Source organism: Vibrio sp. 1F255 (assembly GCF_041439145.1).
Lineage (GTDB): Bacteria > Pseudomonadota > Gammaproteobacteria > Enterobacterales > Vibrionaceae > Vibrio > Vibrio crassostreae_C.
Genome location: NZ_JBGONQ010000009.1, coordinates 18,223 through 42,808 on the forward strand (window position 1 = coordinate 18,223; position 24,586 = coordinate 42,808).

Below are 24,586 nucleotides of genomic sequence, written 5' to 3' on the forward strand. Positions count from 1 at the left end.
TTTATTTCACCAACCCAGTAAAGCCCATGAATGCCAGAGACATTAGGCCTGCTGTGATCATCGCAATCGATGCGCCTTTGAATGGCATTGGAACATCAGCAACCGCAATACGTTCACGCATTGCAGCAAATAAGATCAATACAAGAGAGAAACCCACCGCTGCGCCGAAACCATAGATGATCGACTGAATGAAGTTGTGGTTTTCATTGATGTTCAGAAGTGCCACACCTAATACCGCACAGTTGGTGGTGATAAGAGGCAGAAAGATACCCAGCAGGCGATAAAGAGTCGGGCTGGTTTTGTGAACGACCATTTCCGTAAATTGAACAACCACCGCGATAACCAAGATGAAACTCATGGTACGCAGGTATTCAATACCCAGAGGGGTAAGGATGTAGGTTTCTACTAGGTATGCAGAGACCGACGCTAACGTTAGAACGAAAGTCGTCGCGAGGCCCATGCCAATCGCAGTCTCCAGTTTCTTGGAGACTCCCATAAATGGACATAGTCCTAAAAACTTCACTAGCACAAAGTTATTGACCAGCACTGTGCCAACCAACAACAAAAGGTATTCGGTCATAATGGATTAATTCTTGAGATTCCGATCCCGATATTATCCTGCTTTGCTCACCTAATAACAACCAAGGATCACTAGGGATTTAGACACTTGGTGAAAAAAACATCAGGTAATCGATTGATTATTAAAGTTACCGTAAGTATAGACGGCCAATTTTTACTTCGTGAGACAAGTTTGTAGGAGTAGTTGAATTGGATCTTTCATAAGATCATTCTTGAATTGAACTCGATTTGCTTCCTACGAATAGGGTCATATTTGTGGCTTTTTGTGCTCAGAACTATCAAAAAGAGGAGTGAAAGAGGCGAGTAAAATACGAGCCCAAAGCACTAAAACGCAAAAAGCCGCATCGAGTGATGCGGCTTCTTTAAATTTGGCCCCCTTGTCGAGACTTGAACGCGGGCGGCTAGGTTTGTGACATTAACTTGGAACAAGTTAGTCGCAGTTATATACGAAAAAAGCCCAATCTTTCGATTGAGCTTTTTTCTGAATTTGGCTCCCCTTGCAAGACTTGAACTTGCGACATACGGATTAACAGTCCGCCGTTCTACCAACTGAACTAAAGGGGAATTGCTTGTTAGCGACGCGAATTCTAATAATTGTCCGGATTTCTGTCAATAAAAAATATCAGAAAAAAGTAAGATAAAAAACTTTACTTTCTTGAACGCCTTATAGGATTTAGCTTTGCTTTAGTTATCCACCAAAATTGTGGATAAGTGTGTGTGTGAAACTTTAACAACAATAATCGGGATAAATCGAAAAATGTAAAAACCTTATCTAACGTAATGTATTTAAAAGATTTATAGCAAAATGTCGCAATTGTATAACTTTTGTAGATTATAAAACGAACAGTAAAACAAGCGGTATTTTTAGGTTTTTTGGGGAAAAGTAGTGGATTAAAATTCGAGTAATTTAGCTGGGGAAACTTTGCAGGGCACGGATAATACCAAGTTCTAAAAATAAAAGCTATAACTGATCTCTGATCTTAAGATGCATTTCTCTAGATAATTGTTGCAACGACACTCCTCCTAGAGTGACAATGACCTGATTAAAAAAACAGTATGGAAATGGCGACCTATGAGTAAACTCTTTGACTTGGTATCGGACTACAGCCCGTCCGGTGATCAGCCGACAGCGATAACCAAATTACTAGACGGATTAGATTCTGGTTTGGCACATCAAACTCTACTAGGGGTAACGGGCTCAGGTAAAACCTTTACCCTTGCCAACGTCATTTCCCAATCTCAAAGACCTGCGATTCTGTTAGCGCCTAACAAGACATTGGCGGCTCAACTTTACGGTGAGATGAAATCTTTCTTTCCAAACAATGCCGTTGAGTATTTCGTTTCTTACTACGATTACTACCAACCTGAAGCCTACGTTCCAACCACGGACACGTTCATCGAGAAAGATGCGTCTGTGAACGCTCATATCGAACAAATGAGGCTTTCGGCAACCAAAGCCTTATTAGAACGAAAAGACGCCATCATTGTGGCTTCTGTGTCGGCTATCTACGGTCTGGGTGATCCTAAGTCTTATTTGAAGATGATGCTTCATTTGAGTCGTGGCGAGGTGATGGATCAGCGAGACATCCTGCGTCGATTGGCTGAGCTGCAATATTCAAGAAACGATGTCGCCTTTGAACGTGGTCAGTTCCGTGTTCGTGGTGAGGTGATTGATATCTTTCCGGCTGAATCTGACCAAGATGCGGTTCGAATTGAGATGTTCGATGACGAAGTGGACTGCATTAGTATTTTTGATCCTCTGACTGGTGCGGTGAAACAAAGAGACTTGCCGCGCTTTACGGTTTATCCAAAAACTCACTATGTAACGCCAAGAGAAAAAATCCTTGAGGCGATTGAGAACATCAAGGACGAACTGCGCGATCGTGCTCAATACTTAAAAGACAACAATAAGCTTTTGGAAGAGCAGCGTATCTCTCAAAGAACTCAGTTTGATATTGAGATGATGACTGAGCTTGGCTTCTGTTCCGGTATCGAAAACTATTCACGATACTTGAGCGGCCGTGCGGAAGGGGAAGCGCCGCCAACGTTATTTGACTACCTGCCTGATGATGGTTTGCTGATCATCGATGAGTCACACGTGACTGTGCCGCAAATTGGTGCGATGTATAAAGGTGACCGTTCTCGTAAAGAAACCTTGGTCGAGTTTGGTTTTAGACTGCCTTCTGCATTGGATAACCGTCCAATGAAGTTTGAAGAATTTGAGTCTATAGCCCCACAAACGATTTTTGTGTCGGCAACACCAGGTAATTACGAGATTGAAAAATCAGATGGCGAGATTGCTGATCAAGTGGTACGTCCTACTGGTCTGTTAGACCCAATCATCGAAGTAAGACCTGTCGCGACGCAGGTGGATGACTTGCTGTCTGAAATCAGAATCCGTTCAGTGAAAGAAGAGCGTGTTTTGGTTACCACGTTGACCAAGAGAATGGCAGAAGACTTAACCGAATACCTAAGTGAGCACGGCGTTAAAGTGCGTTACTTGCACTCGGATATCGATACCGTTGAGCGTGTAGAGATCATCCGAGACCTACGTTTGGGCAAGTTCGATGTGTTAGTGGGCATTAACTTACTTCGTGAAGGTTTGGATATGCCTGAAGTGTCGCTGGTGGCGATTCTTGATGCAGATAAAGAGGGCTTCTTGCGTTCTGAGCGTTCTCTGATTCAAACCATTGGTCGTGCTGCGCGTAACTTGGAAGGTAGAGCGATCCTTTATGGTGATTCGATTACTAAGTCGATGAGAAAAGCGATTGATGAAACCGATCGTCGTCGCGAGAAACAGCAAGCCTACAACGAAGAGCAAGGTATCACGCCGCAAGCGTTGAAACGCAATATTAAAGACATTATGGAACTGGGTGATCTAACCAAGTCGAAGCAGCAGCGCCAATCGAAGCAAGTTCCTTTATCTAAGGTGGCTGAGCCTTCTGAAAGTTATGCCGTACTTACGCCGCAACAGCTTGATAAAGAGATCAGTAAGCTAGAATCTGCGATGTATCAGCATGCTCAGAATCTGGAATTTGAATTGGCCGCACAGAAGCGTGATGAAATTGATCAGTTAAGAAAGCAGTTTATTACCAACAGCTAATCTCACTTTTCGCTCGAGAATTGATCCCCCTCAACACAAGAATTGAGAGTGTTTCAGACAAAAAAACAGCCAGTAGTAAATGTTCTACTGGCTTACGTTTGTGAACAATCTGTCCACTAACAACGTCAGTTGGCTAGGTGACCCGAAGGTCATTTATACCGTTGCATCGTTCGTGCCAGATAGATAAAACATTGATTGTTTGAAGCAAGTAAAAAAACACACTACAAATACTGTGGCTAATTTGCATAATGCAAAGCGGAATGCGACTATAATAAGAAATGCAAATTATAAATGGCTAGGATATGCAATCAAAAACGCTAGATAACAAATCGAAGTATTTGTTGATGGTAGAGGATACCGCTTCGGTAGCAGCGTTATATCGCTCGTATCTTACACCGCTCGAAATTGATATCAACATTGTCGGCACTGGCCGCGATGCAATCGAGAGTTTGAATCATCGAATCCCAGACCTTATTTTATTAGATCTACGTCTGCCTGATATGACGGGTATGGACGTACTATTTGCTGTAAAACAAAAATACCCTGAAGTTCCAGTTATCTTCATGACGGCTCACGGCTCTATCGATACCGCTGTAGAAGCGATGCGTCATGGCTCTCAAGATTTCCTTATCAAACCGTGTGAAGCCGACCGACTCCGTATTACGGTGAATAATGCGATCCGCAAAGCCACCAAACTTAAAAATAGCTCGGAACACCCGGGAAACCAGAACTACCAAGGTTTTATCGGCAGCAGCCAAACCATGCAGCAGGTTTACCGAACTATCGATTCTGCTGCATCGAGTAAGGCGAGCATTTTCATTACTGGTGAAAGTGGTACCGGTAAAGAGGTATGTGCAGAAGCCATTCATGCGGCGAGTAAGCGTGGCGATAAGCCGTTCATCGCGATTAACTGTGCCGCTATCCCTAAAGACCTGATTGAAAGTGAGCTGTTTGGCCACGTTAAAGGTGCCTTTACCGGTGCTGCGACCGATCGCCAAGGTGCTGCTGAGCTTGCTGATGGTGGAACACTGTTCCTTGATGAACTGTGCGAAATGGACTTAGAGCTGCAAACCAAGCTGCTGCGCTTTATCCAAACCGGTACTTTCCAAAAAGTCGGCTCTTCGAAGATGAAGAGTGTCGACGTTCGTTTTGTGTGTGCGACCAACCGTGACCCTTGGAAAGAAGTACAAGAAGGTCGCTTTAGAGAAGATTTATACTATCGTTTATACGTGATTCCATTGCACTTGCCGCCATTGCGTGAGCGTGGTGAAGATGTCATCGAGATCGCGTATTCTCTGCTAGGCTATATGTCGGTCGAGGAGGGGAAGGCGTTTGTACGTTTTGCTCAGGAAGTACTTGATCGCTTTAATCAATATGAGTGGCCGGGTAACGTTCGTCAGCTACAAAACGTGTTGCGGAACGTGGTGGTTTTGAATAACGGCAAAGAGATTACTCTCAACATGCTTCCACCACCGTTGAACCAACCGATTGAAAACAGTCTGCGATTGAAAGAGAAGCAGAATGAAGACATCACGGTAAAAGATATTTTCCCATTGTGGATCACTGAGAAAACGGCTATCGAGCAGGCCATTAAAGCGTGTGATGGCAACATCCCTCGTGCGGCAGGTTTCTTAGATGTCAGTCCATCGACGATATACCGTAAGTTGCAAACGTGGAATGCGAAGCAGTAATCAACAAACAATAAGAAAATAATAATGACGAAAGTATTAAATCAGCAAAAAGTTGATGAGCTTGCCGGCGAAATAGGCCAAGAGAATGTCCCGGTTTTACTGGAAATCTTTTTAGGTGAGTTGAAAGGCTACTACGAACACCTAGAGATAAATAAAGAGTCGGATACCTCTAAGTACTTGGCTGATATCAGTCATGCGCTTAAGAGCAGCGCAGCAAGCTTTGGTGCGGATTCTTTGTGTAGTTTTGCGATTAGCTTAGACGCAAAAGTGAAGCAAGCGTTGCCTGTAACCGAGATTGATTTTCAAGATATGCAAGACCTCCTGTTATCGACGTACACTGAATATCAGCAGTTGATGACGGACCTTTAAAACAGCGAGTTATTACTGAGATTAAAAAAGGAGCAGCATGCTCCTTTTTTGTTGTTTGTCGCTTGAACCTATGGCTACGCCAACTGGGCTTCAATGGCTTGTTGAAGCTTCACACGGTCGTGTCGCCAATCTCGGTTTGCCGATGCAAGATCTGTGGTCACACAATTCCATTGCACTTCTAGTTCCGGGTGAGGTTCATTGCCTAACACGATGTCTATTTTCCTTGCCTTACAGGTACGTTCACACCACTCCAATTGCTCTTGAAGCGTCATTTTCCCTGCGGGACCGTGCTCTGGTGAAAGGTTTTCAACGAAGATAACTTTTGCCTTGGTGTTCTCAGAGATTGCTTTGCCAATCTCTGGAAGGAGAAGAGGGGGCATCACACTGGTTAAAAAGCTTCCAGGGCCAAGGACAATGCAGTCTGCTTGCTCAACGGCAGCAACGGCTTCTTTGGTTGCTGGCACTTCTGGAGACAAGTCCATCATGCGCAGCTTTTCCGTCATGTCATCAACGTTGGTTTCGCCGGTAACCCAGCGGCCGTCCATTGATAGAGCCGTGAGGTCTGAAGGATGCTCAGTCATCGGCACGATATTGACATCGACCTTGAGCATATTTCGAATCAGGTTAATTGCTTCCAATGGGCGAACGGAAAGGTTGTCTAACGCCGTCAGCATTAGGTTACCCAAGTTATGACCGTCTAGCTCACCTTGACCACGAAAGCGGTATTCGAACATCATCGAACTGATTGAAGGCTCTGTGATTAATTGGTTGATACAGTTGCGTGTATCTCCCCATGCGATGCCACCTTGGCAATCTCTAATACGTCCGGTGGAACCGCCGTTATCTGTCGTTGCAACAATGCCAGTTGCGTTGTTACCAAAGTCTTTTAATGCAGCTAACATGCGACCTAAGCCATGGCCACCGCCGATTGCTACGACTTTCTTTGAAGAGTAAATATTCATTTATTGTTCTTGTTAGGTTATTACCAACTATAATTTAGGTTAAATGCTTCTCGCTATATACTCAACAAGAGTTATTTTGAGCGTTTGATACGTTTTTTTTGCCGATGTGACCCGTTTTTTACCATCAGAGCTAGATTCACGTACAAATATTAAGTATTTTATTACTCAGCTACTGCGCGTGTGAATATAACGCTCAGTTGCCATAACTCCGAGCTCTCGCATGCTAAGTCGCACAGTGGTATTTGCTGTACCGATACGCATCAAGAGCCAGTGACATGTTGTCACAAGGGCTTAATTGGAAATGATTATGCCTCCCGTGTTTGGAAAGGTGTTCCGTGGCGCAACAATTCGAAGATAGATTCCATCGCAAGTTTTATTACTTGCGCTTGTCGGTTACAGACGTCTGTAACTTTAAATGTACTTACTGCTTGCCAGATGGTTACAAACCGTCAGGGCAAAAAAACTCGTCTTTTTTAAGTGTTCCCGAGATCAAACGCGTTGTTAAAGCGTTTGCAGATTGTGGTACCTCAAAGATCCGCATTACAGGCGGAGAGCCGAGTCTGCGTAAAGACTTTCCTGAAATCATACATACCGTTGCTTCTACTCCAGGCATCGAAAAAGTAGCCACCACAACGAATGGCTACCGCATGGAGAAACAAGTAGGGCAATGGCGTGATGCTGGTTTAACCCATATAAACGTGAGCGTGGATAGTTTAGATTCGCGCATGTTCCATCAGATCACTGGTGAGAATAAGTTTACTGAGGTTATGCGAGGCATTGATAAAGCGTTTGAGGTTGGCTTTGAACAAGTCAAAGTCAACGTCGTATTAATGAAAGACCTCAATAGTCAGGAATTACCAGCCTTCCTTAATTGGATCAAAGACAAACCTATTCAATTACGTTTTATCGAGCTGATGAAAACCGGCGAGATGGACGAGTTGTTCGATAAACATCATGTGTCTGGCGTTGCGATTCGCAACCAGCTTATTGCTAATGGTTGGCTGTTAAAAGTCAAAGCCGTTAACGATGGCCCGGCGCAAGTGTTTGTCCACCCAGACTACAAGGGTGAAATCGGTTTGATCATGCCTTACGAGAAAGACTTTTGTGAGAGTTGTAACCGACTGCGCGTTTCTGCGACCGGTAAACTTCACTTATGTCTGTTTGGCGACCATGGTGTTGAACTGAGAGATCTGATTCAAGAAGATCAACAAGAGCAAGAGCTCATTGATCGAATTCAGGCTCAGCTTCAAACCAAGTCCGTTAGCCACTTCTTACACGATGGCAACAGCGGCATGACTCCAAACTTGGCGTCAATCGGCGGTTAACCCGCTACACACTCTAAAGCATTTTATCGCTCAGCTTCTTCAGGCTGGGCGAATCAGTCTAATGAAAAATTTATATAGGTGAACAAATGGGTCACGCAGAAAGCAAATTCCAAGCAGCAAACATCGCAGTACTAACGGTTTCAGATACTCGTACAGAAGAAAACGACACTTCAGGCGGTTACCTAGCAGAGCATGCTAAAGAAGCGGGTCACAACGTGGTTGATAAGCAAATCGTTATTGATGACATGTACAAGATCCGTGCGATCGTATCTAAATGGATCGCTGATGAAAGCGTACAAGCTATCATGATCACGGGTGGTACTGGTTTCACTTCTCGTGACAGCACGCCTGAAGCGCTTAAGCCACTGTTCGACAAAGAAGTAGAAGGCTTTGGTGAGCTATTCCGTCAAGTATCTTACGAAGAGATCGGTACTTCGACAATTCAATCTCGTGCGATTGCGGGTTTTGCTAACCACACGGTTATCTTTGCGATGCCAGGTTCTACAGGCGCTTGCCGCACCGGTTGGACTAAGATCATCAAGCAACAGATGGATGCTAGCCACCGTCCTTGTAACTTCATGCCACACCTTTCTGTATAAGGCGGTTTGAGTATGAGCCAATTTACACACATTAACGCGTCTGGCGAAGCAAACATGGTCGATGTATCGGCTAAAGCGGAAACAGTACGTGAAGCGAGAGCGGAAGCCTTCGTTCAAATGTCGGCAGAAACGCTAGAGCTGATTGTCTCTGGTAGCCACCATAAAGGTGATGTTTTCGCAACGGCACGTATTGCGGGTATTCAAGCGGCGAAGAAGACGTGGGATCTGATTCCCCTGTGTCACCCTCTGCTATTAACTAAAGTAGAAGTGCAGCTTGAAGCTATTGAGTCTGAAAACAAGGTTCGCATCGAATCTGTTTGTAAGCTTGCGGGTAAGACGGGCGTAGAGATGGAAGCGCTAACGGCTGCTTCTGTGGCTGCGTTAACGATTTACGATATGTGTAAAGCTGTTCAGAAAGACATTGTTATCGAAAACGTGCGCCTGCTAGAGAAGACAGGTGGTAAATCTGGTCACTTTAAGGTGGAGTCATGATTACAGTACTTTTCTTTGCTCAAACTCGTGAACTTGTTGGTGTGGACAGCGTTGAAGTTGATGCACAATTTAAGACGATTGAAGCGATTCGTAGTCATCTTGTGACACAAGAAGGCAAATGGGATATCGCATTGGAAGAGGGGAAGCTTCTGGCTGCACTTAACCAATCAATCGTACCTCTGACAGCTGAAGTGAAAGACGGCGACGAAGTGGCTTTCTTCCCACCAGTGACTGGAGGCTAAGCATGGATCCAAGAGTATTAGTGACAGCTGAGGACTTCTCGGTAGGCGACGAATACGACTACTTGGCTCAAGGTACAGCTGCCGGAGCGATTGTGACGTTCGTTGGTAAAGTTCGCGACATGAACCTTGGCGACAATGTGATTGGTTTGTCTCTGGAGCACTATCCGGGTATGACAGAAAAATCACTGAGCGAGATCTGTGACCAAGCTGAGGCTCGCTGGCCTATTCAGAAGATGCGTGTTATCCACCGTGTAGGTGACTTAGATATCGGCGACCAGATTGTTTACGTTGGTGTATCCAGTGCACACCGTGGTGCTGCATTTGAAGCCTGTGAATTCGTTATGGACTTCCTGAAAACCAAGGCTCCCTTTTGGAAAAAGGAACGCACGACCGAAACGACGCGTTGGGTTGATTCTCGTGATTCAGACACGAAAGCAGCGGAACGCTGGGAGAAGTAATTTCTCTTAAAGTGATGTTGCTTCAGCATTCACTCATTTGTATATGAGACAGTCAAAAACCGACCACTTAGGTCGGTTTTTTTGTACCTGCTATAAATCTATTTATAGATAATCATTGATTTGACAAATGATAATTCATTGTGGTTGCATATAAATTCAGCGCGTAATTTTGTCTTAATTGGTGCATTGGATAACCCGGTTTGGTGCAGAGCATTATGCTGTCTTGTATAAAGTGATTATCCTCACAAATAGTGTAGACGGTTTAGGTGATATGTGATGTGCAATTAGATTTCATGTGGCATTAATGTTAATTTGCGCTCAGTGTTCTAGCATAAGATGCTAAAAAAAAGTATCAACACAGATACATCAACACTAAAGGCTGTTTTTTAATTAATCCCTCTACGCAAGTCACTACTGATTTGGGGTTTTTTAGATATTTACACTGATACCTTAAGTATTTCGGAGAATTATCCGATTTTTTGCGACTTGTTTGTGGCAAATTACTTCAATGGTTGATAGTGTGTGCCTCAATCTTTGTAAGGTTTTAGATTTTTATGCTTAAATTTTGAGCTAAATAAATCTAAATCACTGCCGTTCAGTGAACCAAGCAAAGAAGTCATGGATGCAATACATAAAACTTGGAGTTTATTAAATGTACAAGAATAAAATCACTCAGGCCCTTCTTCTAGGTGCTGGTTTGGCAGTGGCTGCCTCTTCTACTCTTTCTATCGCTGCTGAAGTTCCAGCAGGCACAGAACTGGCAAAAGTTCAGGAACTTGTTCGCGGTAACGGTACTGAAGTTGCAACTATCGACCCACACAAATCTCAAGGTGTACCAGAATCTCACGTAATTCGTGATCTTCTAGAAGGTCTAGTGAACCAAGACGGCGACGGCAACACTATCCCTGGTGTTGCGGAAAGCTGGGAAACGACAGACAACAAAACATTCACTTTCCACCTACGCAAAGACGCAAAATGGTCTAACGGCGATCCTGTAACAGCTCAAGATTTTGTATACAGCTGGCAACGTGCAGTTGATCCTGCAACGGCTTCTCCATACGCTTGGTACATGGAATACACCAAGATGGCGAATGCGAAAGATATCGTAGCGGGTAAGAAAGACAAGAGTGAACTAGGCGTTAAAGCAGTGGATGCAAACACTCTAGTTGTTGAATTAGAAACAGCGGTACCATACTTCGTAATGATGATGGGCCACACAACAATGAAGCCAGTACACCAGGCAACTGTTGAAAAATACGGTGACCAGTGGACTAAGCCAGAGCACTTTGTTGGCAACGGTGCATTCTCTGTTGATAAATGGGTTGTTAACGAGCGTCTAGTACTCAAGCGTAACGAACAGTACTGGGACAACGATAAAACAGTTCTTAACAAAGTAACGTTCCTACCAATCGAAAACCAAGTAGCGGAAATGAACCGTTTCCTATCTGGTGAAATCGATTTCACAAACGAACTTCCAACTGAGCACTTCAAGCGTCTTCAAAAAGAGTACGCAGAAGATGTATCTGTAGCGGGTAACCTATGTACTTACTACTACATCTTCAATACGAAGAAAGCACCATTTGATGATGTTCGTGTTCGTCAAGCAATCTCTTACGCGATCGACCGTGATATCGTAACAGGTGCTATCCTAGCGCAAGGTCAAAAACCTGCGTATTTCCTAACGCCTGAAATCACAGCTGGCTTCGATCCTGAGCTACCTGCTTACGGCAAGATGTCTCAGAAAGAGCGTAACGCAGAAGCGGAACGTCTTCTTGAAGAAGCGGGTTACGGTAAAGACAACCCACTTAAATTCAACCTGCTTTACAACACTTCAGAGAACCACAAGAAGATTGCTGTAGCGCTAGGTTCTATGTGGAAGAAAACACTGGGTCTTTCTGTAACACTTGAGAACCAAGAGTGGAAAACGTACCTATCTTCTAAAGATTCTGGTGACTTCGAAGTAGCACGTGCTGGTTGGTGTGGTGACTACAATGAAGCGTCTTCGTTCCTAACGCTAATGAAGAGTAACAACACTACCGGTGGTGTTCACTACGACAGCGCGGCTTACGACCAGATCATCGATAAAGCACTTAACTCAACTTCAGAAGAAGAGCGTAAAGCACTTTACCTAGAAGCTGAGGCGCTAATGGCAAACGACATGCCAATTGCTCCTATCTACCAATACGTGAAATCTCGTCTACTTAACCCGCATGTTGGTGGTTTCCCAATCAACAACGCGGAAGACAAGATCTTCTCGAAAGACCTATACATCAAAGCTCAATAATAAGCTTCGATTCTAAAAAGTTAATATAACTATAACGATACAGGCACTACATGCGCAGGGCGCGCATGTAGCGTCTTTCTAATTTTAATTGTCACAGACTGAAAGAGTGAGTTTATGCTTAAATTCATTATGAAAAGGATATTTGAAGCGATTCCAACCATGTTGGTGTTGATCACTATATCTTTCTTTCTCATGCGTTTCGCACCGGGTAACCCGTTTTCAAGCGAGCGTCCATTACCGCCAGAAGTTATGGCTAACATCGAAGCTAAATACGGCTTAGATAAACCAGTGTTTGAACAATACACCACGTATTTGACAAATATCTTACAAGGTGACTTCGGTCCCTCTTTTAAATACCAAGATTACACAGTAAATGAGCTGATCGCGGTTGCACTTCCAGTATCTGCGAAGGTAGGTTTCGTTGCTTTTATCTTCACATTATTGATGGGGGTAACGGTCGGAACCATTGCCGCCTTGAAGCACAACACCTGGGTCGACTACACCATAATGTCGACCGCCATGCTCGGGGTGGTAATGCCATCTTTCGTGTTGGCACCGGCGCTTATTTACCTTTTCTCCCTGCACTGGAACATATTCCCAGCAGGTGGTTGGCATGGCGGTACATTCATGTACATCGTGCTGCCTGTTATCGCGATGTCTCTTCTTTACGTAGCAACCTTTGCTCGTATTACTCGTGGTAGCATGATTGAAACGCTAAACAGTAACTTTATCCGAACTGCACGTGCAAAAGGTCTAAGCTACCGTTATATCATTCTAAAACATGCACTTAAGCCAGCAATGCTACCTGTTGTTTCTTACATGGGACCTGCGTTCGTAGGTATCATCACAGGTTCAGTTGTTGTTGAAACCATCTTCGGCCTACCAGGTATCGGTAAGCTGTTTGTTAACGCCGCGTTTAACCGTGACTACTCGCTAGTAATGGGTGTAACCATCTTGATTGGTTTCCTATTCATCTTGTTCAACGCAATCGTTGATATTTTGCTAGCGCTTATTGACCCGAAAATTCGCTACTAACAGGGACGCATGGTTATGTTGAAGAAAAAAGAAAATTTAGAAGCGATCGAAAAGTTCTCTGAGAGCTTAGAGATTGAAGGTCGTAGTTTGTGGCAGGACGCGCGCATTCGTTTCATGCGAAACAAAGCTGCGATGGTGAGTCTGTTCATTCTTACGCTTATGGTACTGGCAGTTATCTTCTTACCAATGCTGGCTCAGTACACTTATGATGATACTGACTGGTACGCAATGCACGTTGGTCCGAATGCGGATCACTGGTTTGGTACCGATAGCTTAGGTCGTGATTTGTACGTTCGTACTCTTGTCGGTGGCCGCATCTCATTGATGGTTGGTGTGATGGGTGCCTTCGTAGCGGTACTGATTGGTACGCTTTACGGTGCAGCTTCAGGCTTCATCGGCGGTCGTACTGACCGAGTGATGATGCGTATCCTAGAGATCTTGTACGCAGTGCCATTCATGTTCCTAGTAATCGTACTGGTAACGTTCTTTGGTCGTAACATCGTCCTAATCTTCGTTGCTATTGGTGCGATTGCTTGGCTAGATATGGCGCGTATTGTACGTGGTCAAACGTTGAGCCTACGTAGTAAAGAGTTCATTGAAGCTGCACACGTATGTGGTGTAAGCAAATGGAAGATCATTACACGTCACATCGTACCGAACGTACTGGGTATCGTAGCGGTTTACTCTACGTTGCTTATTCCAAGCATGATCCTTACAGAATCATTCTTATCTTTCCTTGGTCTTGGTGTTCAAGAGCCTATGACAAGCTGGGGCGCATTGCTTCAAGAAGGTTCGCAAACAATGGAAGTTGCAATCTGGCAATTGACATTCCCTGCGGCATTCATGGTAGTTACGCTGTTCTGCTTTAACTACGTAGGTGATGGTCTGCGCGACGCGCTTGATCCAAAAGACAGATAACGAAATAGCAATTAAAAGCTATAAAAGATTAAGGAAGCAATAATGAGCTTATTAGATGTCAAAGATCTGCGCGTCGAATTTACCACACAAGATGGTATCGTAACCGCAGTAAACGACTTGAACTTCTCACTTAACCAAGGCGAAACGCTGGGTATTGTTGGTGAGTCGGGTTCAGGTAAATCACAAACGGTATTTGCACTGATGGGGCTGCTGGCTAAGAACGGCATCATCTCAGGCAGTGCAAAGTTTGAAGGCAATGAAATTCTCAACCTGCCTGAAAAAGCACTGAACAAGGTTCGTGCTGAACAGATCGCGATGATCTTCCAAGATCCAATGACCTCACTGAACCCTTACATGAAAGTAAGTGATCAGCTGATGGAAGTACTTATGCTGCATAAAGGCATGGGTAAAGCAGAAGCGTTTGAAGAATCAGTACGCATGCTTGAAGCGGTGAAAATCCCTGAAGCACGCAAGCGTATCACTATGTACCCGCACGAGTTTTCGGGCGGTATGCGTCAGCGTGTGATGATCGCAATGGCACTGCTGTGTCGTCCTAAATTGCTTATCGCTGATGAACCAACAACGGCACTGGATGTAACCATTCAAGCGCAAATCATGGAATTGCTGAACGAACTAAAAGATGAGTTCAATACAGCAATCATTATGATCACCCATGACTTGGGTGTTGTTGCTGGTTCTTGTGACAAAGTACTTGTGATGTACGCGGGTCGTACAATGGAGTACGGCACGGTTGATGAAATCTTCTACGAGCCAAGCCACCCATACGCGGAAGGCCTGCTTAAAGCGATTCCTCGTTTGGATACCGAAGGTGAAATTCTACCGACGATTCCAGGTAACCCACCTAACTTACTTCGCCTACCAACAGGTTGTCCTTACCAAGACCGTTGTCACCGTGTAATGGACCGTTGTAAGCAAGAAGCACCGATTTTGCAGCCATTTGCTAAAGACCGTCAGCGTGCTTGTTTTTCAGATTGGGAGACTTGGACAAAATGAGTAAAGAATTACTATTAGATATTAAAGACCTGAAAGTTCACTTTAGCATTGCAGCTAAGTCTGCTTGGCCTTGGGCAAAACCATCAAACCTTAAAGCGGTTGATGGGGTTGATGTTCACCTTTACGAAGGCGAAACGCTTGGTGTAGTAGGTGAGTCTGGTTGTGGTAAGTCGACTTTTGCCCGTGCGATTATCGGCTTGGTTGAAGCGACTGAAGGGCAAGTGATGTGGTTAGGTCAAGACCTAACTAAGATGCAGGAAGTGAAGCGTCGTGAGACTCGTAAAGAGATTCAGATGATCTTCCAAGACCCGCTAGCGTCGCTTAACCCACGTATGTCAGTAGGCGATATCATTGCTGAGCCTCTAGAGACTTTCTTCCCTGAACTTTCTAAACAAGAAGTGAAGGACAGAGTTAAAGAGATGATGGCAAAGGTTGGTCTACTACCAAACGTAATCAACCGTTACCCACATGAATTCTCTGGTGGTCAGTGTCAGCGTATTGGTATTGCACGTGCGCTTATCTTGAAACCTAAGATGATCATTTGTGATGAACCGGTTTCTGCACTCGATGTATCTATCCAAGCTCAAGTAGTTAACCTTCTGAAAGAGCTACAGAAAGAACTTGGTTTGTCTTTGGTATTCATCGCGCACGATTTGTCAGTGGTTAAACACATTTCTGACCGTGTCTTGGTGATGTACCTAGGTAACGCGGTAGAGCTTGGTGAATCAGATGCCTTATTCTCTGATCCAAAGCACCCGTACACCAAGGCGTTGATGTCTGCCGTTCCGATTCCAGACCCTCGTCTAGAGCGCAACAAAACGATTCAGATGTTGGAAGGTGATTTACCATCGCCAATCAATCCTCCATCAGGTTGTGTGTTCCGTACACGTTGCCCACAAGCAACAGAGGCGTGTGCGCAAACTAAGCCAACTATCCAAGGCGATGACGTACACGCAGTATCTTGCTTGCACGTGCAAGTCTAGAGCCAATTTAAAACGGTTCAGCCTGTGACAGGCTTAAGCGCGACTAGTTTTTAGAGTCGCGCTTTTTTTGTACTGCAGACCTAGTTCCTATATTTTGCTCAACAGCTTCATCAAATAATTCGAACAACTAAGCCAACTTTTTCTAGTTTTGAAAAAGTTGGCTTTTTTTATACTAGAGAAAAGTTAGCATCACAGAGGTTTGGATATGGGCAAATTAGTTGAAGGTGTTTGGCATGATGTGTGGTACGACACGAAAGAAAGCGGTGGTAAGTTTGTTCGTGAAGATGCGGGCTTTCGTCATTGGGTAGAGAACAAACCGGGCGCGCAGTTTGAGCCGGAAAGCGGCCGTTATCACTTATACGTATCGTTAGCTTGCCCTTGGGCGCACCGAACCCTTATCTTCCGCGAGCTGAAAGACCTAACCGATCACATTGACGTGACGGTTGTTTGCCCAGACATGATGAGTGAAGGTTGGCAAATGGGGTTACCTGAACCTCTATTTGGCCATACCCGCATGCACCAAATCTACACTCAAGCCAAGCCTGACTACTCGGGTAGAGTAACGGTACCTGTGCTGTGGGATAAGAAAACCAACACCATTGTGAGTAACGAGTCGTCTGAAATCATTCGCATGTTTAACTCAGAGTTTAACGAGCTAACGGGTAACACCGATGATTACTACCCGTGGGAGTTGTCCAAGAAGATTGATGAGTGGAATGATTATATCTACCCAAACATCAACAACGGCGTTTATCGTACTGGCTTTGCGACAACACAAGAAGCCTACGAAGAAGCTTATGACGCCTTGTTTGAAGCCCTAGACAAAGTAGACGCTCACCTTAGCGAACATCGCTATTTAGCGGGTAACGAGATTACAGAAGCGGATTGGCGCTTGTTCACGACCTTGGTTCGATTCGATGCTGTGTATGTGGGTCACTTCAAGTGTAACAAGCAACGAATTGCGGATTACAAACATATCCAAGGTTATCTAAAAGAGCTCTATCAAATAGAGGGTATTAAAGAGACGACGGATTTCTACCACATCAAGCGCCACTACTATTACAGCCATACGGGCATCAACCCGACTCAAGTGGTGCCTAAAGGGCCTGATCTGGATTTAGATTCGCCTCACGGACGTGGTTAGAATCATTAATTAATCCGCTTTTCTTCAGGCGTAAAAAAACCCTAGATAAACATCTAGGGTTTTTGCTTTCTGAAAAAGAAAATTAGTTAACTACTTTTTCTTCAGCTTGCGCAGCTTGGTCTGCTTGGATAGCCGTTAGAGCTACTGTGTAAACGATATCGTCTACTAGAGCGCCACGAGACAAGTCATTTACTGGCTTGCGCATACCTTGAAGCATTGGACCGATAGATACTAGATCTGCTGAACGCTGTACAGCTTTGTAAGTCGTGTTACCCGTGTTTAAGTCTGGGAATACGAATACTGTCGCTTTACCTGCAACTGGAGAGTTAGGCGCTTTAGAAGCGGCTACGTTTTCCATGATTGCTGCATCGTACTGTAGAGGACCGTCGATCACTAGATCAGGACGCTTCTCTTGAGCAAGTTTCGTTGCTTCACGTACTTTATCTACGTCTGCACCCTTACCAGATTCACCAGTAGAGTAAGAGATCATAGCAACGCGTGGGTCGATACCGAATGCCGCAGCAGAATCTGCAGATTGGATAGCGATTTCAGCAAGCTGTTCAGCTGTTGGATCTGGGTTGATCGCACAGTCACCGTATACAAGAACTTGATCAGGCAGAAGCATGAAGAAGATCGAAGATACGATAGAAGCATCAGGAGCAGTCTTGATGATCTGGAACGGAGGAACGATAGTGTTCGCCGTTGTGTGAACAGCACCAGAAACTAGGCCGTCAACTTCGCCAGCTTCAAGCATCATAGTACCTAGGAATACTGAATCTTCTAGCTTCTCACGAGCAACAACTTCAGTCATACCTTTAGCGCCACGAAGTTCTACTAGACGAGCTACGTAGTTTTCGCGAACTGATGCAGAATCGATGATCTCAACGCCAGCGCCAAGCTCAACACCTTGCTGCGCTGCAACGCGACGGATTTCTTCAGGGTTACCTAGAAGTACACACGTTGCGATACCGCGCTCAGCACAGATAGCCGCAGCTTTAACTGTACGTGGCTCATCACCTTCAGGAAGAACGATGCGCTTAGCCGCTTTACGAGCAAATTCAGTTAGCTGGTAACGGAATGCTGGTGGGCTTAGACGACGGATGCCTTGAGTACCTTCAGATAGAGAATCAATCCAAGGGCCATCAATGTGGCTTGCAACGTGATCGTTAACGAACTCGATACGCTCTTTATCGTCTGCAGGAACTTCTAGGTTGAAGCTCTGTAGGTTTAGAGATGTCTGCCAAGTGTTACCTTGAGCCTTGAAGATCGGTAGACCTGAAGCGAATGCTGGTGCACAAAGGTTAGCAATGCTTTCTGGAATGTCGTAACCGCCAGTAAGCAGGATTGCGCCAATCTCAACACCGTTTTTCGCAGCAAGAGCCGCAGCAACGATAACGTCAGGACGGTCTGCAGAAGTTACTAGCAGTGAGCCTGGTTTGAAGTGCTCAATCATGTGCGGTAGAGAACGTGCACAGAAAGTGATGCTCTTAATACGACGAGTTGAGATTTCACCTTCGTTAACGATTTCAGCGTTAAGGTGCTTAGCCATATCAACCGCACGAGTTGCGATTAGATCGATGCTCCATGGCACGCAGCCAAGAACACGGATAGGGCTAGAGTTGAAGATTTGCATTACTTCAAGGTTCGCTTGCTGAGCGCTGTCTGCATCATCAAAGATTTCAGATAGGTCAGGGCGAGTACGGCCAGCCTCATCAACAGGAGCGTTAAGCTTGTTGATGATTACGCCTTTGATGTTTTTGTTCTTAGTACCGCCGAAGTTAGAACATGCTACTTCTATACGCTCTTTAAGCTGCGTAGGGTTGTCAGTACCAGGAGTCGCAACGAATACGATCTCCGCGCCAAGTGTTTTTGCGATTTCCGCGTTCACTTGGTTAGCAAATGGGTGCTTACGAGTAGGTACTAGACCTTCGATTAGCGTAACTTCTGCGTCTTTGTTGATCTTGTTGTATTGCTCAACAACAGACTCAAGAAGCTCGTCCATTTTTTCGCTACCGATCAAAGCTTCAGCTTTAGTCATTGCGATTGGCTCACCAATCTTAATGTCGCTGTTTGCGCTGATGATAGTAGACGTTAGATCTGGTTGGTTACCACCGCTGCGAGGCTGAGCGATTGGCTTGTAGAAAGAAACACTTACGCCCTTACGCTCCATAGCGCGAAGAACACCCATGCTAACACTAGTAAGACCAACACCAGCGCTTGTAGGGATAAGCATAATAGTACGTGACATTGACGAACACCTTTGACTATTGGAAATAAAAAAAGCTCAACTGCTATTCCCACCGATATTTAAATTGGGGTAGGAATAGAAGTTGAGCCCCATTTTCTTGATATGAAAAACTGACTAGCTTCGAATGAAGCTAGTCAGGAAAATCAATTAAAGACCTGCTAGTTTCGCAGTGTCTTCAGCAATTACTAGCTCTTCGTTAGTAGAGATAACCATTGCAGGGATACGGCTGTTAGCTGTAGTGATAGTACCTTCGCCGCCGAAACGAGCTTTAAGGTTAGCTTCACCGTCAACTTCGATACCGAAGATGCCTAGGCGGTTAAGAACCATTTCACGGATTGGGCCTGAGTTCTCGCCGATGCCGCCAGTGAAAGTGATTGCGTCTAGACGACCTTCTAGAGTTGCAGTGTAACCAGCTACGTACTTAGCTAGACGGTGACAGAACACGTCCATTGCACGAGTTGCTTCTTCTTTCTCACCGTAGTTGTCTTCAACGAAACGACAGTCAGAAGTCACTTCAGTTAGACCAGCAAGACCAGACTCTTTAGTTAGCATGTTGTTGATTTCTTCAACAGAGTAACCAAGTGCGTCGTGTAGGTGGAAGATGATTGCAGGGTCTAGGTCACCACAACGAGTACCCATTACAAGACCTTCAAGAGGAGTAAGACCCATAGAAGTGTCTACAGATTTACCGTTCTTGATTGCACATACAGAAGCGCCGTTACCTAGGTGACAGTTGATGATGTTAACTTCTTCAACTGGCTTGTTTAGTAGGCCTGCAACTTCACGAGTGATGAATAGGTGAGAAGTACCGTGCATGCCGTAACGACGGATGCCGTGCTCTTTGTACAGGTTGTACGGTAGAGCGTATAGGTAAGACTCAGAAGGCATTGTTTGGTGGAACGCAGTGTCAAAAACAGCAACGTTTTTAAGGCCTGGGAAGTTTTGTTGAGCCGCTTCGATACCGATAAGGTGAGCAGGGTTGTGAAGAGGTGCGAAAGTCGCAGCGTCTTGAATACCCTTAAGAACTTCATCAGTGATAAGTGCAGAAGAAGTGAACTGCTCGCCACCGTGTACGATACGGTGACCGATAGCGCCAAGGTTAGCTTTAAGCTCAGGCTTAGAAGCAAGAATAGTTTCTACCATGAAAGATAGTGCTTCTACGTGAGCTGCGCCCGCGCCTAGTTGTGCTTCATGCTTGCCATCAAGTTTCCACTTCATACGAGCTTCTGGAAGACCTAGACACTCAGCAAGACCAGTTAGGTGCTCTGCACCTGTTTCTGCATCAACAACAGCGAATTTAAGAGAAGAACTACCACAGTTTAAAACTAAAACTAGCTTAGACATTAATGACTACCTGTTTATTTTTCTGATCGAAATCAGTTAAGGATGAAAATTAATCTCAAGAATAGTCGAAGCACATAGGCTTGCGTACTAACCTTGGTCAAAAAAACGTTAATTTCCGTATAAAGTGAAAGCGCTCTTTATCAAAAAGAGGCTTGTGCATTCCTTGCAGAAGTCTTCTCAAAGTTGCTTAAATTGTAAATAAGGGCAACAATGAGATTGAGGTCTGCAAATAATAGCGATATTGTGCAAATATAACAAAAAAATTTGAAAGAATATTATTTTTCGTCAAATTTTTGTGTTTTTAGTTGATGATTTCAACTTTTTTTTAATGGGAGACTCATATGAGCAATAGAGTTGGTTTAGCTAGTAGTTTAAAAGATGGCCAAAAGTACATGGATCTCTGGCCCGTCCGAAAAGAGTTAAACGCGATCTTCCCAGAACAACGCATTATTAAAGCGACCCGCTTTGGCGTGAAAGTGATGCCTGCGATTGCCGCTATCAGTGTTCTTACACAAATGGTCTTTAATAATTACCAAGCGATGCCACAGGCTGTGGTTATGGCTTTGTTTGCGATCAGCTTGCCGCTTCAAGGTATGTGGTGGTTGGGCAATCGCTCAAATACACAACTTCCGCCGGCGCTAGTATCGTGGTACCGCGAACTGCATGAAAAGATCACTGAAACGGGTTTTGCGTTAGAGCCTATGAAGCCGCGCCCTCGCTATAAAGAATTGGCAATCATTTTAAATCGTGCCTTTCGTCAGTTAGATAAATCCTCAATGGAGCGTTGGTTCTAAAGAATCCCAGCTCTCCCTCTTGTCTGAGAACAACTATTCATCTTCTATAGCTTGTTCTCAGATTTGCTCCTCTTTTTGTTACCTCGCTTACTTTCCGTTTAGCTTACCTGTCCTTATTCACTTGGTTTCTTACCTTCCTCCGAAGTCAATATAACCTTTCTCACATAACTCGAGCCTTGTTGTATTTTTGTTAAATATCACTTCAAGTTATCAATGGTTACTGGTAATAATGTCAATAGTGATTTTGACGTTGTTCTCTTTGAGCGAGTAATGACGGGTAGAGCTTGATTCAGGGAGCGATAATGAGTTCTGTAAGAAAGGTATTGGCAGCGGTTTTAAGTTGCTTGATGTTGCTATGGACTGGCAATGTAATGGCAAACGTTGCCAAAGTGTCGGTTTCACAAGTTGTTGACCATCCAGATCTGAATGCGACACGTTTAGGGCTTCTTGAAGGATTGAGAGCCAATGGTTATGAACCCGGTAAGAACTTAGAATTCTCCTATGAAATGGCGAATGGTAACCCGGCTCAGGCAGCCAAGATTGCCAGAGAGCTCGTCAGTGAAAATCCACATGTACTTGTTGGTATCGCGACACCGACTTCACAAGCCTTAGTGTCGGCGACTCGCTCGATTCCTATCGTGTTTACCGCGGTTACGGATCCTATCGGCGCTAGGCTCGTTAAACAATTAGAAAAGCCGGGGCGTAATGTCACGGGGCTTTCTGACTTATCTCCGATCACTCAGCATGTGTCATTAATCAAAGAACTGCTCCCTGAAGCTAATTCAATCGGTGTAGTTTACAACCCAGCAGAAGCAAATGCCGTTGCGTTAGTTGGGTTATTGAGAAAGGCAACTCGAGATTTCGGTTATACACTTCACACCGAAAAAGCGCTGACTGTTGACGATGTCGAAGCAAAAGCAGAATCCATTGCTAAGAAGTCCGATGTTATCTATGCCTTGACCGATAATACGGTTGCAAGCGGCATGGAGGGTCTTATCAAAGCGGCTAACCATGCAGATACGCCAGTCGTCGCAGGCGCCACATCTTATGTCGGAAAGGGAGCGATTGCTGGTTTAGGTCTAGATTATTATGATGTTGGGGTTCAGACCGCGGATTATGTCGCAGCCATTCTGGAAGGACAGAAGCCCGGGAAGTTGAGTGTCAAAACTGCGCAGAGTTCTCAGCTGGTGGTCAACCTAGATGCTGCTCGTGAGCTTGGCGTGACAGTGCCTCAATCTGTGATTGAGCGTGCGGTCATTAGCCGGTGAATTGAGTTTGGTGTTAGGTGAGCTAATAGGCCATAAGTCATATTATTAACAGCATTGAAATGGGCTCAGATAACAAACTCACCTGCTCTATATGTTGGCGCTTCTCTATTTTATTCATTTGTAAGCGGTTATTTGACCGTTAGGTGTGTCGTTAATATCAATTTACATTATTTTACGTCGAGCGAATTGCCGATTAATGTAATAATATTAATGGGGAAAATGAAAATAGCTGAACGCTAAGAGCACATTATATGAAAGTAAATAGGCACTTTAGCCTAACCTTTGTTTTCGGGTTTCCCGCTGTGATCGCCGCGATGTTACTTGGCCTAATAGGAAAGAATCATTTTGACGCGGTAGAAAAAGATATCAGTAGTGAGTTTCATCGTATTGAAGATGTGTTCAAAAGAACCACAAAAGTGGCAACAGCCCTAGACTACAGCTTCTCCAACTATTATAAATCAGGAAACCCTCTCTTTCTTGATCACAACAAACATGTTGTGGATGGTCTTTGCCAAATCTGGCCTATTGATGTATTGCTACTTGCCGACGGTAAAACCTCAGACATTCCCTCTGTCGATATCGACTATATGCTAATTGGTCAAGAGTCTCTTTGTTCTGAAAGCAGTGATAGTTATAAGAGCGCGTCAGAAAAAATAGCGTTAGCTCCTATTCTTTCATTTTTATCCCAGCTTGATGAATACCATGCCGGCGTGCACTTTATTGATACGAGCGGCTATGTGATCTCTTCACCTGAAGGTTTTGCCAAAGGGCTGAGCAAAGAGTTACTCTCGACCATAAAGAGTCGTCCTTATTGGCAGAAAACAGCCAACAACCCTGACCAACTTACCCTTTCAGGCCCTGGTTATCGTTTTGATTCCCTTGACCGTATAATCAGTATGACGATCCCTGTATTCCATAAAGGCGTTCACCAAGGGATGCTGTCGGTGGATATTAATGCTGACAAGCTGCTCGCAAACTCGAATGAGCATCTTGCAGGTCGGATCGATATCATTGATACCACTTTAGCGACTCCGGTAGATTCTGCGGCTTTTTATCACGAGATCAAACTGGATGGTGTCTCGTCTCACCATGCGATGTATTACAAATTAGACATCGCGAAAGAGGTTGAGCACTTTTTCGTCTACGAGAAAGACAGCCTTATTGTTGCCATCATTGTGTATCTGTTCTCAGTAACCATCTTCTTCTACGTCAATTCCAATATTGAACGTGGTTACTTCAAAGATCTCGCAGCCAAAGACCCTATGACAGGGTTATTGAATCGTCGTGGCTTAGAAGCGTTCTGGCGCAGTGTAGAGCACGATCAACTGTTTGCATTAACCGTCTTCGATATTGATGATTTTAAGTCAATTAACGACACCTACGGCCACGATAAGGGGGATGATGTGATTCGTTATATGTCGCGTCAGATCAGCAACAGTATTCGAAGCAGTGACGTTGCAGCACGGTTTGGCGGTGAAGAGTTTGTCGTTTATATGAAAGGCGAAGATCGTGAAACTTTGATGAGAACATTAGAGCGAGTGAAGAATGCGATTTGTTCCACTTCAGCCGACATTATTCCAAATGGATTTACGGTGTCTGGCGGTGTCTGCATTGTTGAAACTGAGCAAAGTAAACTTAACTTCGATGAGATATTTAAGTACGCCGATGAAAAGCTGTACGTGGCTAAGACGACGGGCAAAGACCGTCTTAAATTTTAACCACGTTATTGAATCG

General features: G+C 44.6%; 21 protein-coding genes, 1 tRNA gene and 1 riboswitch. Of the genes, 17 read left to right on the plus strand and 5 right to left on the minus strand.

Annotation, left to right across the window (positions count from 1 at the left end):
• Position 1 precedes the first annotated feature (1 nt).
• Positions 2-580 carry an electron transport complex subunit RsxA gene (rsxA, locus tag ACED41_RS07505; protein WP_004734039.1) on the minus strand — a complete coding sequence of 193 codons (579 nt, stop codon included), beginning with the start codon at positions 578-580 and terminating at the stop codon, positions 2-4.
• Between the two features lie 487 nt (positions 581-1,067).
• A tRNA-Asn gene (locus ACED41_RS07510) sits at positions 1,068-1,143 on the minus strand.
• Between the two features lie 508 nt (positions 1,144-1,651).
• Between ACED41_RS07510 and uvrB the strand changes: the two genes are divergently transcribed.
• The 3 genes from uvrB (at position 1,652) to luxU (ending at position 5,742) form a co-directional block, all read left to right on the plus strand.
• Complete coding sequence (gene uvrB, locus ACED41_RS07515) at positions 1,652-3,682, plus strand: excinuclease ABC subunit UvrB (protein ID WP_017066592.1); 2,031 nt, start codon at positions 1,652-1,654, stop codon at positions 3,680-3,682.
• Positions 3,683-3,984: 302 nt separating this feature from the next.
• On the plus strand, positions 3,985-5,373 hold the full coding sequence (luxO, locus tag ACED41_RS07520) for a quorum-sensing sigma-54 dependent transcriptional regulator LuxO (protein WP_004734031.1): 1,389 nt from the start codon (positions 3,985-3,987) through the stop codon (positions 5,371-5,373).
• 24 nt (positions 5,374-5,397) lie between these two features.
• Positions 5,398-5,742 (plus strand): quorum-sensing phosphorelay protein LuxU, encoded by a 345-nt coding sequence (gene luxU / locus ACED41_RS07525; RefSeq protein ID WP_017062179.1) that lies wholly within the window; start codon positions 5,398-5,400, stop codon positions 5,740-5,742.
• A 74-nt stretch (positions 5,743-5,816) separates the two neighbouring features.
• Here luxU and ACED41_RS07530 read toward each other — a convergent pair whose 3' ends face one another.
• The gene (locus tag ACED41_RS07530) at positions 5,817-6,704 is read right to left on the minus strand and encodes a YvcK family protein (protein ID WP_017062178.1); all 888 of its coding nucleotides are present in this window, start codon (positions 6,702-6,704) and stop codon (positions 5,817-5,819) included.
• A gap of 194 nt (positions 6,705-6,898) precedes the next feature.
• A riboswitch (molybdenum cofactor riboswitch) is annotated at positions 6,899-7,051 on the plus strand.
• Here ACED41_RS07530 and moaA point away from each other — a divergent pair.
• The 11 genes from moaA to ACED41_RS07585 all read left to right on the plus strand — a co-directional run bounded on the left by moaA (position 7,040) and on the right by ACED41_RS07585 (position 17,198).
• Positions 7,040-8,029 carry a GTP 3',8-cyclase MoaA gene (gene moaA, locus ACED41_RS07535; protein WP_009848642.1) on the plus strand — a complete coding sequence of 330 codons (990 nt, stop codon included), beginning with the start codon at positions 7,040-7,042 and terminating at the stop codon, positions 8,027-8,029. (Overlaps the previous riboswitch by 12 nt.)
• An 86-nt stretch (positions 8,030-8,115) precedes the next feature.
• Complete coding sequence (gene moaB / locus ACED41_RS07540) at positions 8,116-8,628, plus strand: molybdenum cofactor biosynthesis protein B (RefSeq protein ID WP_004734027.1); 513 nt, start codon at positions 8,116-8,118, stop codon at positions 8,626-8,628.
• A gap of 12 nt (positions 8,629-8,640) precedes the next feature.
• Complete coding sequence (moaC, locus tag ACED41_RS07545) at positions 8,641-9,120, plus strand: cyclic pyranopterin monophosphate synthase MoaC (RefSeq protein ID WP_004734026.1); 480 nt, start codon at positions 8,641-8,643, stop codon at positions 9,118-9,120.
• Entirely contained in the window at positions 9,117-9,362 is a 246-nt protein-coding gene (moaD, locus tag ACED41_RS07550; protein WP_017063465.1) for a molybdopterin synthase sulfur carrier subunit, read from the plus strand. The genes moaC and moaD overlap by 4 nt, the downstream gene beginning before the upstream one ends.
• Before the next feature lie 2 nt (positions 9,363-9,364).
• Positions 9,365-9,820 carry a molybdopterin synthase catalytic subunit MoaE gene (moaE, locus tag ACED41_RS07555; protein ID WP_017062176.1) on the plus strand — a complete coding sequence of 152 codons (456 nt, stop codon included), beginning with the start codon at positions 9,365-9,367 and terminating at the stop codon, positions 9,818-9,820.
• 652 nt (positions 9,821-10,472) lie between these two features.
• Entirely contained in the window at positions 10,473-12,104 is a 1,632-nt protein-coding gene (locus ACED41_RS07560; protein WP_017062175.1) for an ABC transporter substrate-binding protein, read from the plus strand.
• A 114-nt stretch (positions 12,105-12,218) separates the two neighbouring features.
• Positions 12,219-13,139: an oligopeptide ABC transporter permease OppB gene (gene oppB / locus ACED41_RS07565; protein WP_017062174.1), complete on the plus strand. Its 921-nt coding sequence runs from the start codon at positions 12,219-12,221 to the stop codon at positions 13,137-13,139.
• A 15-nt stretch (positions 13,140-13,154) separates the two neighbouring features.
• Positions 13,155-14,057, plus strand: coding sequence for an oligopeptide ABC transporter permease OppC (gene oppC, locus ACED41_RS07570; RefSeq protein WP_017062173.1), 903 nt, complete (start codon positions 13,155-13,157; stop codon positions 14,055-14,057).
• 42 nt (positions 14,058-14,099) lie between these two features.
• The gene (locus ACED41_RS07575; protein WP_012603544.1) at positions 14,100-15,071 is read left to right on the plus strand and encodes an ABC transporter ATP-binding protein; all 972 of its coding nucleotides are present in this window, start codon (positions 14,100-14,102) and stop codon (positions 15,069-15,071) included.
• Positions 15,068-16,054, plus strand: coding sequence for a murein tripeptide/oligopeptide ABC transporter ATP binding protein OppF (oppF, locus tag ACED41_RS07580; protein ID WP_009848634.1), 987 nt, complete (start codon positions 15,068-15,070; stop codon positions 16,052-16,054). The genes ACED41_RS07575 and oppF overlap by 4 nt, the downstream gene beginning before the upstream one ends.
• 205 nt (positions 16,055-16,259) lie before the next feature.
• Positions 16,260-17,198 (plus strand): glutathione S-transferase family protein, encoded by a 939-nt coding sequence (locus ACED41_RS07585; RefSeq protein WP_371724733.1) that lies wholly within the window; start codon positions 16,260-16,262, stop codon positions 17,196-17,198.
• A gap of 82 nt (positions 17,199-17,280) precedes the next feature.
• Here the strand turns inward: ACED41_RS07585 and pta are convergent, their stop codons facing one another.
• Both pta and ACED41_RS07595 read right to left on the minus strand, forming a co-directional pair.
• Positions 17,281-19,446 carry a phosphate acetyltransferase gene (gene pta / locus ACED41_RS07590; protein ID WP_017062170.1) on the minus strand — a complete coding sequence of 722 codons (2,166 nt, stop codon included), beginning with the start codon at positions 19,444-19,446 and terminating at the stop codon, positions 17,281-17,283.
• A 147-nt stretch (positions 19,447-19,593) separates the two neighbouring features.
• A complete protein-coding gene (locus ACED41_RS07595) occupies positions 19,594-20,790 on the minus strand; it encodes an acetate kinase (protein WP_017063468.1) in 1,197 nt (398 codons plus the stop codon).
• A gap of 341 nt (positions 20,791-21,131) precedes the next feature.
• Here ACED41_RS07595 and yfbV point away from each other — a divergent pair, with 341 nt between their 5' ends.
• The 3 genes from yfbV to ACED41_RS07610 all read left to right on the plus strand — a co-directional run bounded on the left by yfbV (position 21,132) and on the right by ACED41_RS07610 (position 24,570).
• A complete protein-coding gene (yfbV, locus tag ACED41_RS07600; protein WP_017062168.1) occupies positions 21,132-21,584 on the plus strand; it encodes a terminus macrodomain insulation protein YfbV in 453 nt (150 codons plus the stop codon).
• Positions 21,585-21,886: 302 nt separating this feature from the next.
• The gene (locus tag ACED41_RS07605) at positions 21,887-22,852 is read left to right on the plus strand and encodes an ABC transporter substrate-binding protein (RefSeq protein ID WP_017066116.1); all 966 of its coding nucleotides are present in this window, start codon (positions 21,887-21,889) and stop codon (positions 22,850-22,852) included.
• A gap of 251 nt (positions 22,853-23,103) precedes the next feature.
• Positions 23,104-24,570 carry a sensor domain-containing diguanylate cyclase gene (locus tag ACED41_RS07610; RefSeq protein ID WP_017069188.1) on the plus strand — a complete coding sequence of 489 codons (1,467 nt, stop codon included), beginning with the start codon at positions 23,104-23,106 and terminating at the stop codon, positions 24,568-24,570.
• The last annotated feature ends 16 nt before the right edge of the window (positions 24,571-24,586 follow it).

What these genes read in the sequence shown, in the direction of transcription:
- moaE (WP_017062176.1), top strand. Translation starts at nt 9,365, where the DNA reads ATGGATCCAAGAGTATTAGTGACAGCTGAGGACTTCTCGGTAGGCGAC.
- pta (WP_017062170.1), bottom strand. Translation starts at nt 19,446, where the DNA reads ATGTCACGTACTATTATGCTTATCCCTACAAGCGCTGGTGTTGGTCTT.
- moaC (WP_004734026.1), top strand. Translation starts at nt 8,641, where the DNA reads ATGAGCCAATTTACACACATTAACGCGTCTGGCGAAGCAAACATGGTC.
- ACED41_RS07605 (WP_017066116.1), top strand. Translation starts at nt 21,887, where the DNA reads ATGAGTTCTGTAAGAAAGGTATTGGCAGCGGTTTTAAGTTGCTTGATG.
- ACED41_RS07610 (WP_017069188.1), top strand. Translation starts at nt 23,104, where the DNA reads ATGAAAGTAAATAGGCACTTTAGCCTAACCTTTGTTTTCGGGTTTCCC.
- moaB (WP_004734027.1), top strand. Translation starts at nt 8,116, where the DNA reads ATGGGTCACGCAGAAAGCAAATTCCAAGCAGCAAACATCGCAGTACTA.
- luxU (WP_017062179.1), top strand. Translation starts at nt 5,398, where the DNA reads ATGACGAAAGTATTAAATCAGCAAAAAGTTGATGAGCTTGCCGGCGAA.
- moaD (WP_017063465.1), top strand. Translation starts at nt 9,117, where the DNA reads ATGATTACAGTACTTTTCTTTGCTCAAACTCGTGAACTTGTTGGTGTG.
- oppC (WP_017062173.1), top strand. Translation starts at nt 13,155, where the DNA reads ATGTTGAAGAAAAAAGAAAATTTAGAAGCGATCGAAAAGTTCTCTGAG.
- uvrB (WP_017066592.1), top strand. Translation starts at nt 1,652, where the DNA reads ATGAGTAAACTCTTTGACTTGGTATCGGACTACAGCCCGTCCGGTGAT.
- ACED41_RS07595 (WP_017063468.1), bottom strand. Translation starts at nt 20,790, where the DNA reads ATGTCTAAGCTAGTTTTAGTTTTAAACTGTGGTAGTTCTTCTCTTAAA.
- ACED41_RS07585 (WP_371724733.1), top strand. Translation starts at nt 16,260, where the DNA reads ATGGGCAAATTAGTTGAAGGTGTTTGGCATGATGTGTGGTACGACACG.
- luxO (WP_004734031.1), top strand. Translation starts at nt 3,985, where the DNA reads ATGCAATCAAAAACGCTAGATAACAAATCGAAGTATTTGTTGATGGTA.
- ACED41_RS07575 (WP_012603544.1), top strand. Translation starts at nt 14,100, where the DNA reads ATGAGCTTATTAGATGTCAAAGATCTGCGCGTCGAATTTACCACACAA.
- ACED41_RS07560 (WP_017062175.1), top strand. Translation starts at nt 10,473, where the DNA reads ATGTACAAGAATAAAATCACTCAGGCCCTTCTTCTAGGTGCTGGTTTG.
- oppF (WP_009848634.1), top strand. Translation starts at nt 15,068, where the DNA reads ATGAGTAAAGAATTACTATTAGATATTAAAGACCTGAAAGTTCACTTT.
- yfbV (WP_017062168.1), top strand. Translation starts at nt 21,132, where the DNA reads ATGAGCAATAGAGTTGGTTTAGCTAGTAGTTTAAAAGATGGCCAAAAG.
- ACED41_RS07530 (WP_017062178.1), bottom strand. Translation starts at nt 6,704, where the DNA reads ATGAATATTTACTCTTCAAAGAAAGTCGTAGCAATCGGCGGTGGCCAT.
- rsxA (WP_004734039.1), bottom strand. Translation starts at nt 580, where the DNA reads ATGACCGAATACCTTTTGTTGTTGGTTGGCACAGTGCTGGTCAATAAC.
- oppB (WP_017062174.1), top strand. Translation starts at nt 12,219, where the DNA reads ATGCTTAAATTCATTATGAAAAGGATATTTGAAGCGATTCCAACCATG.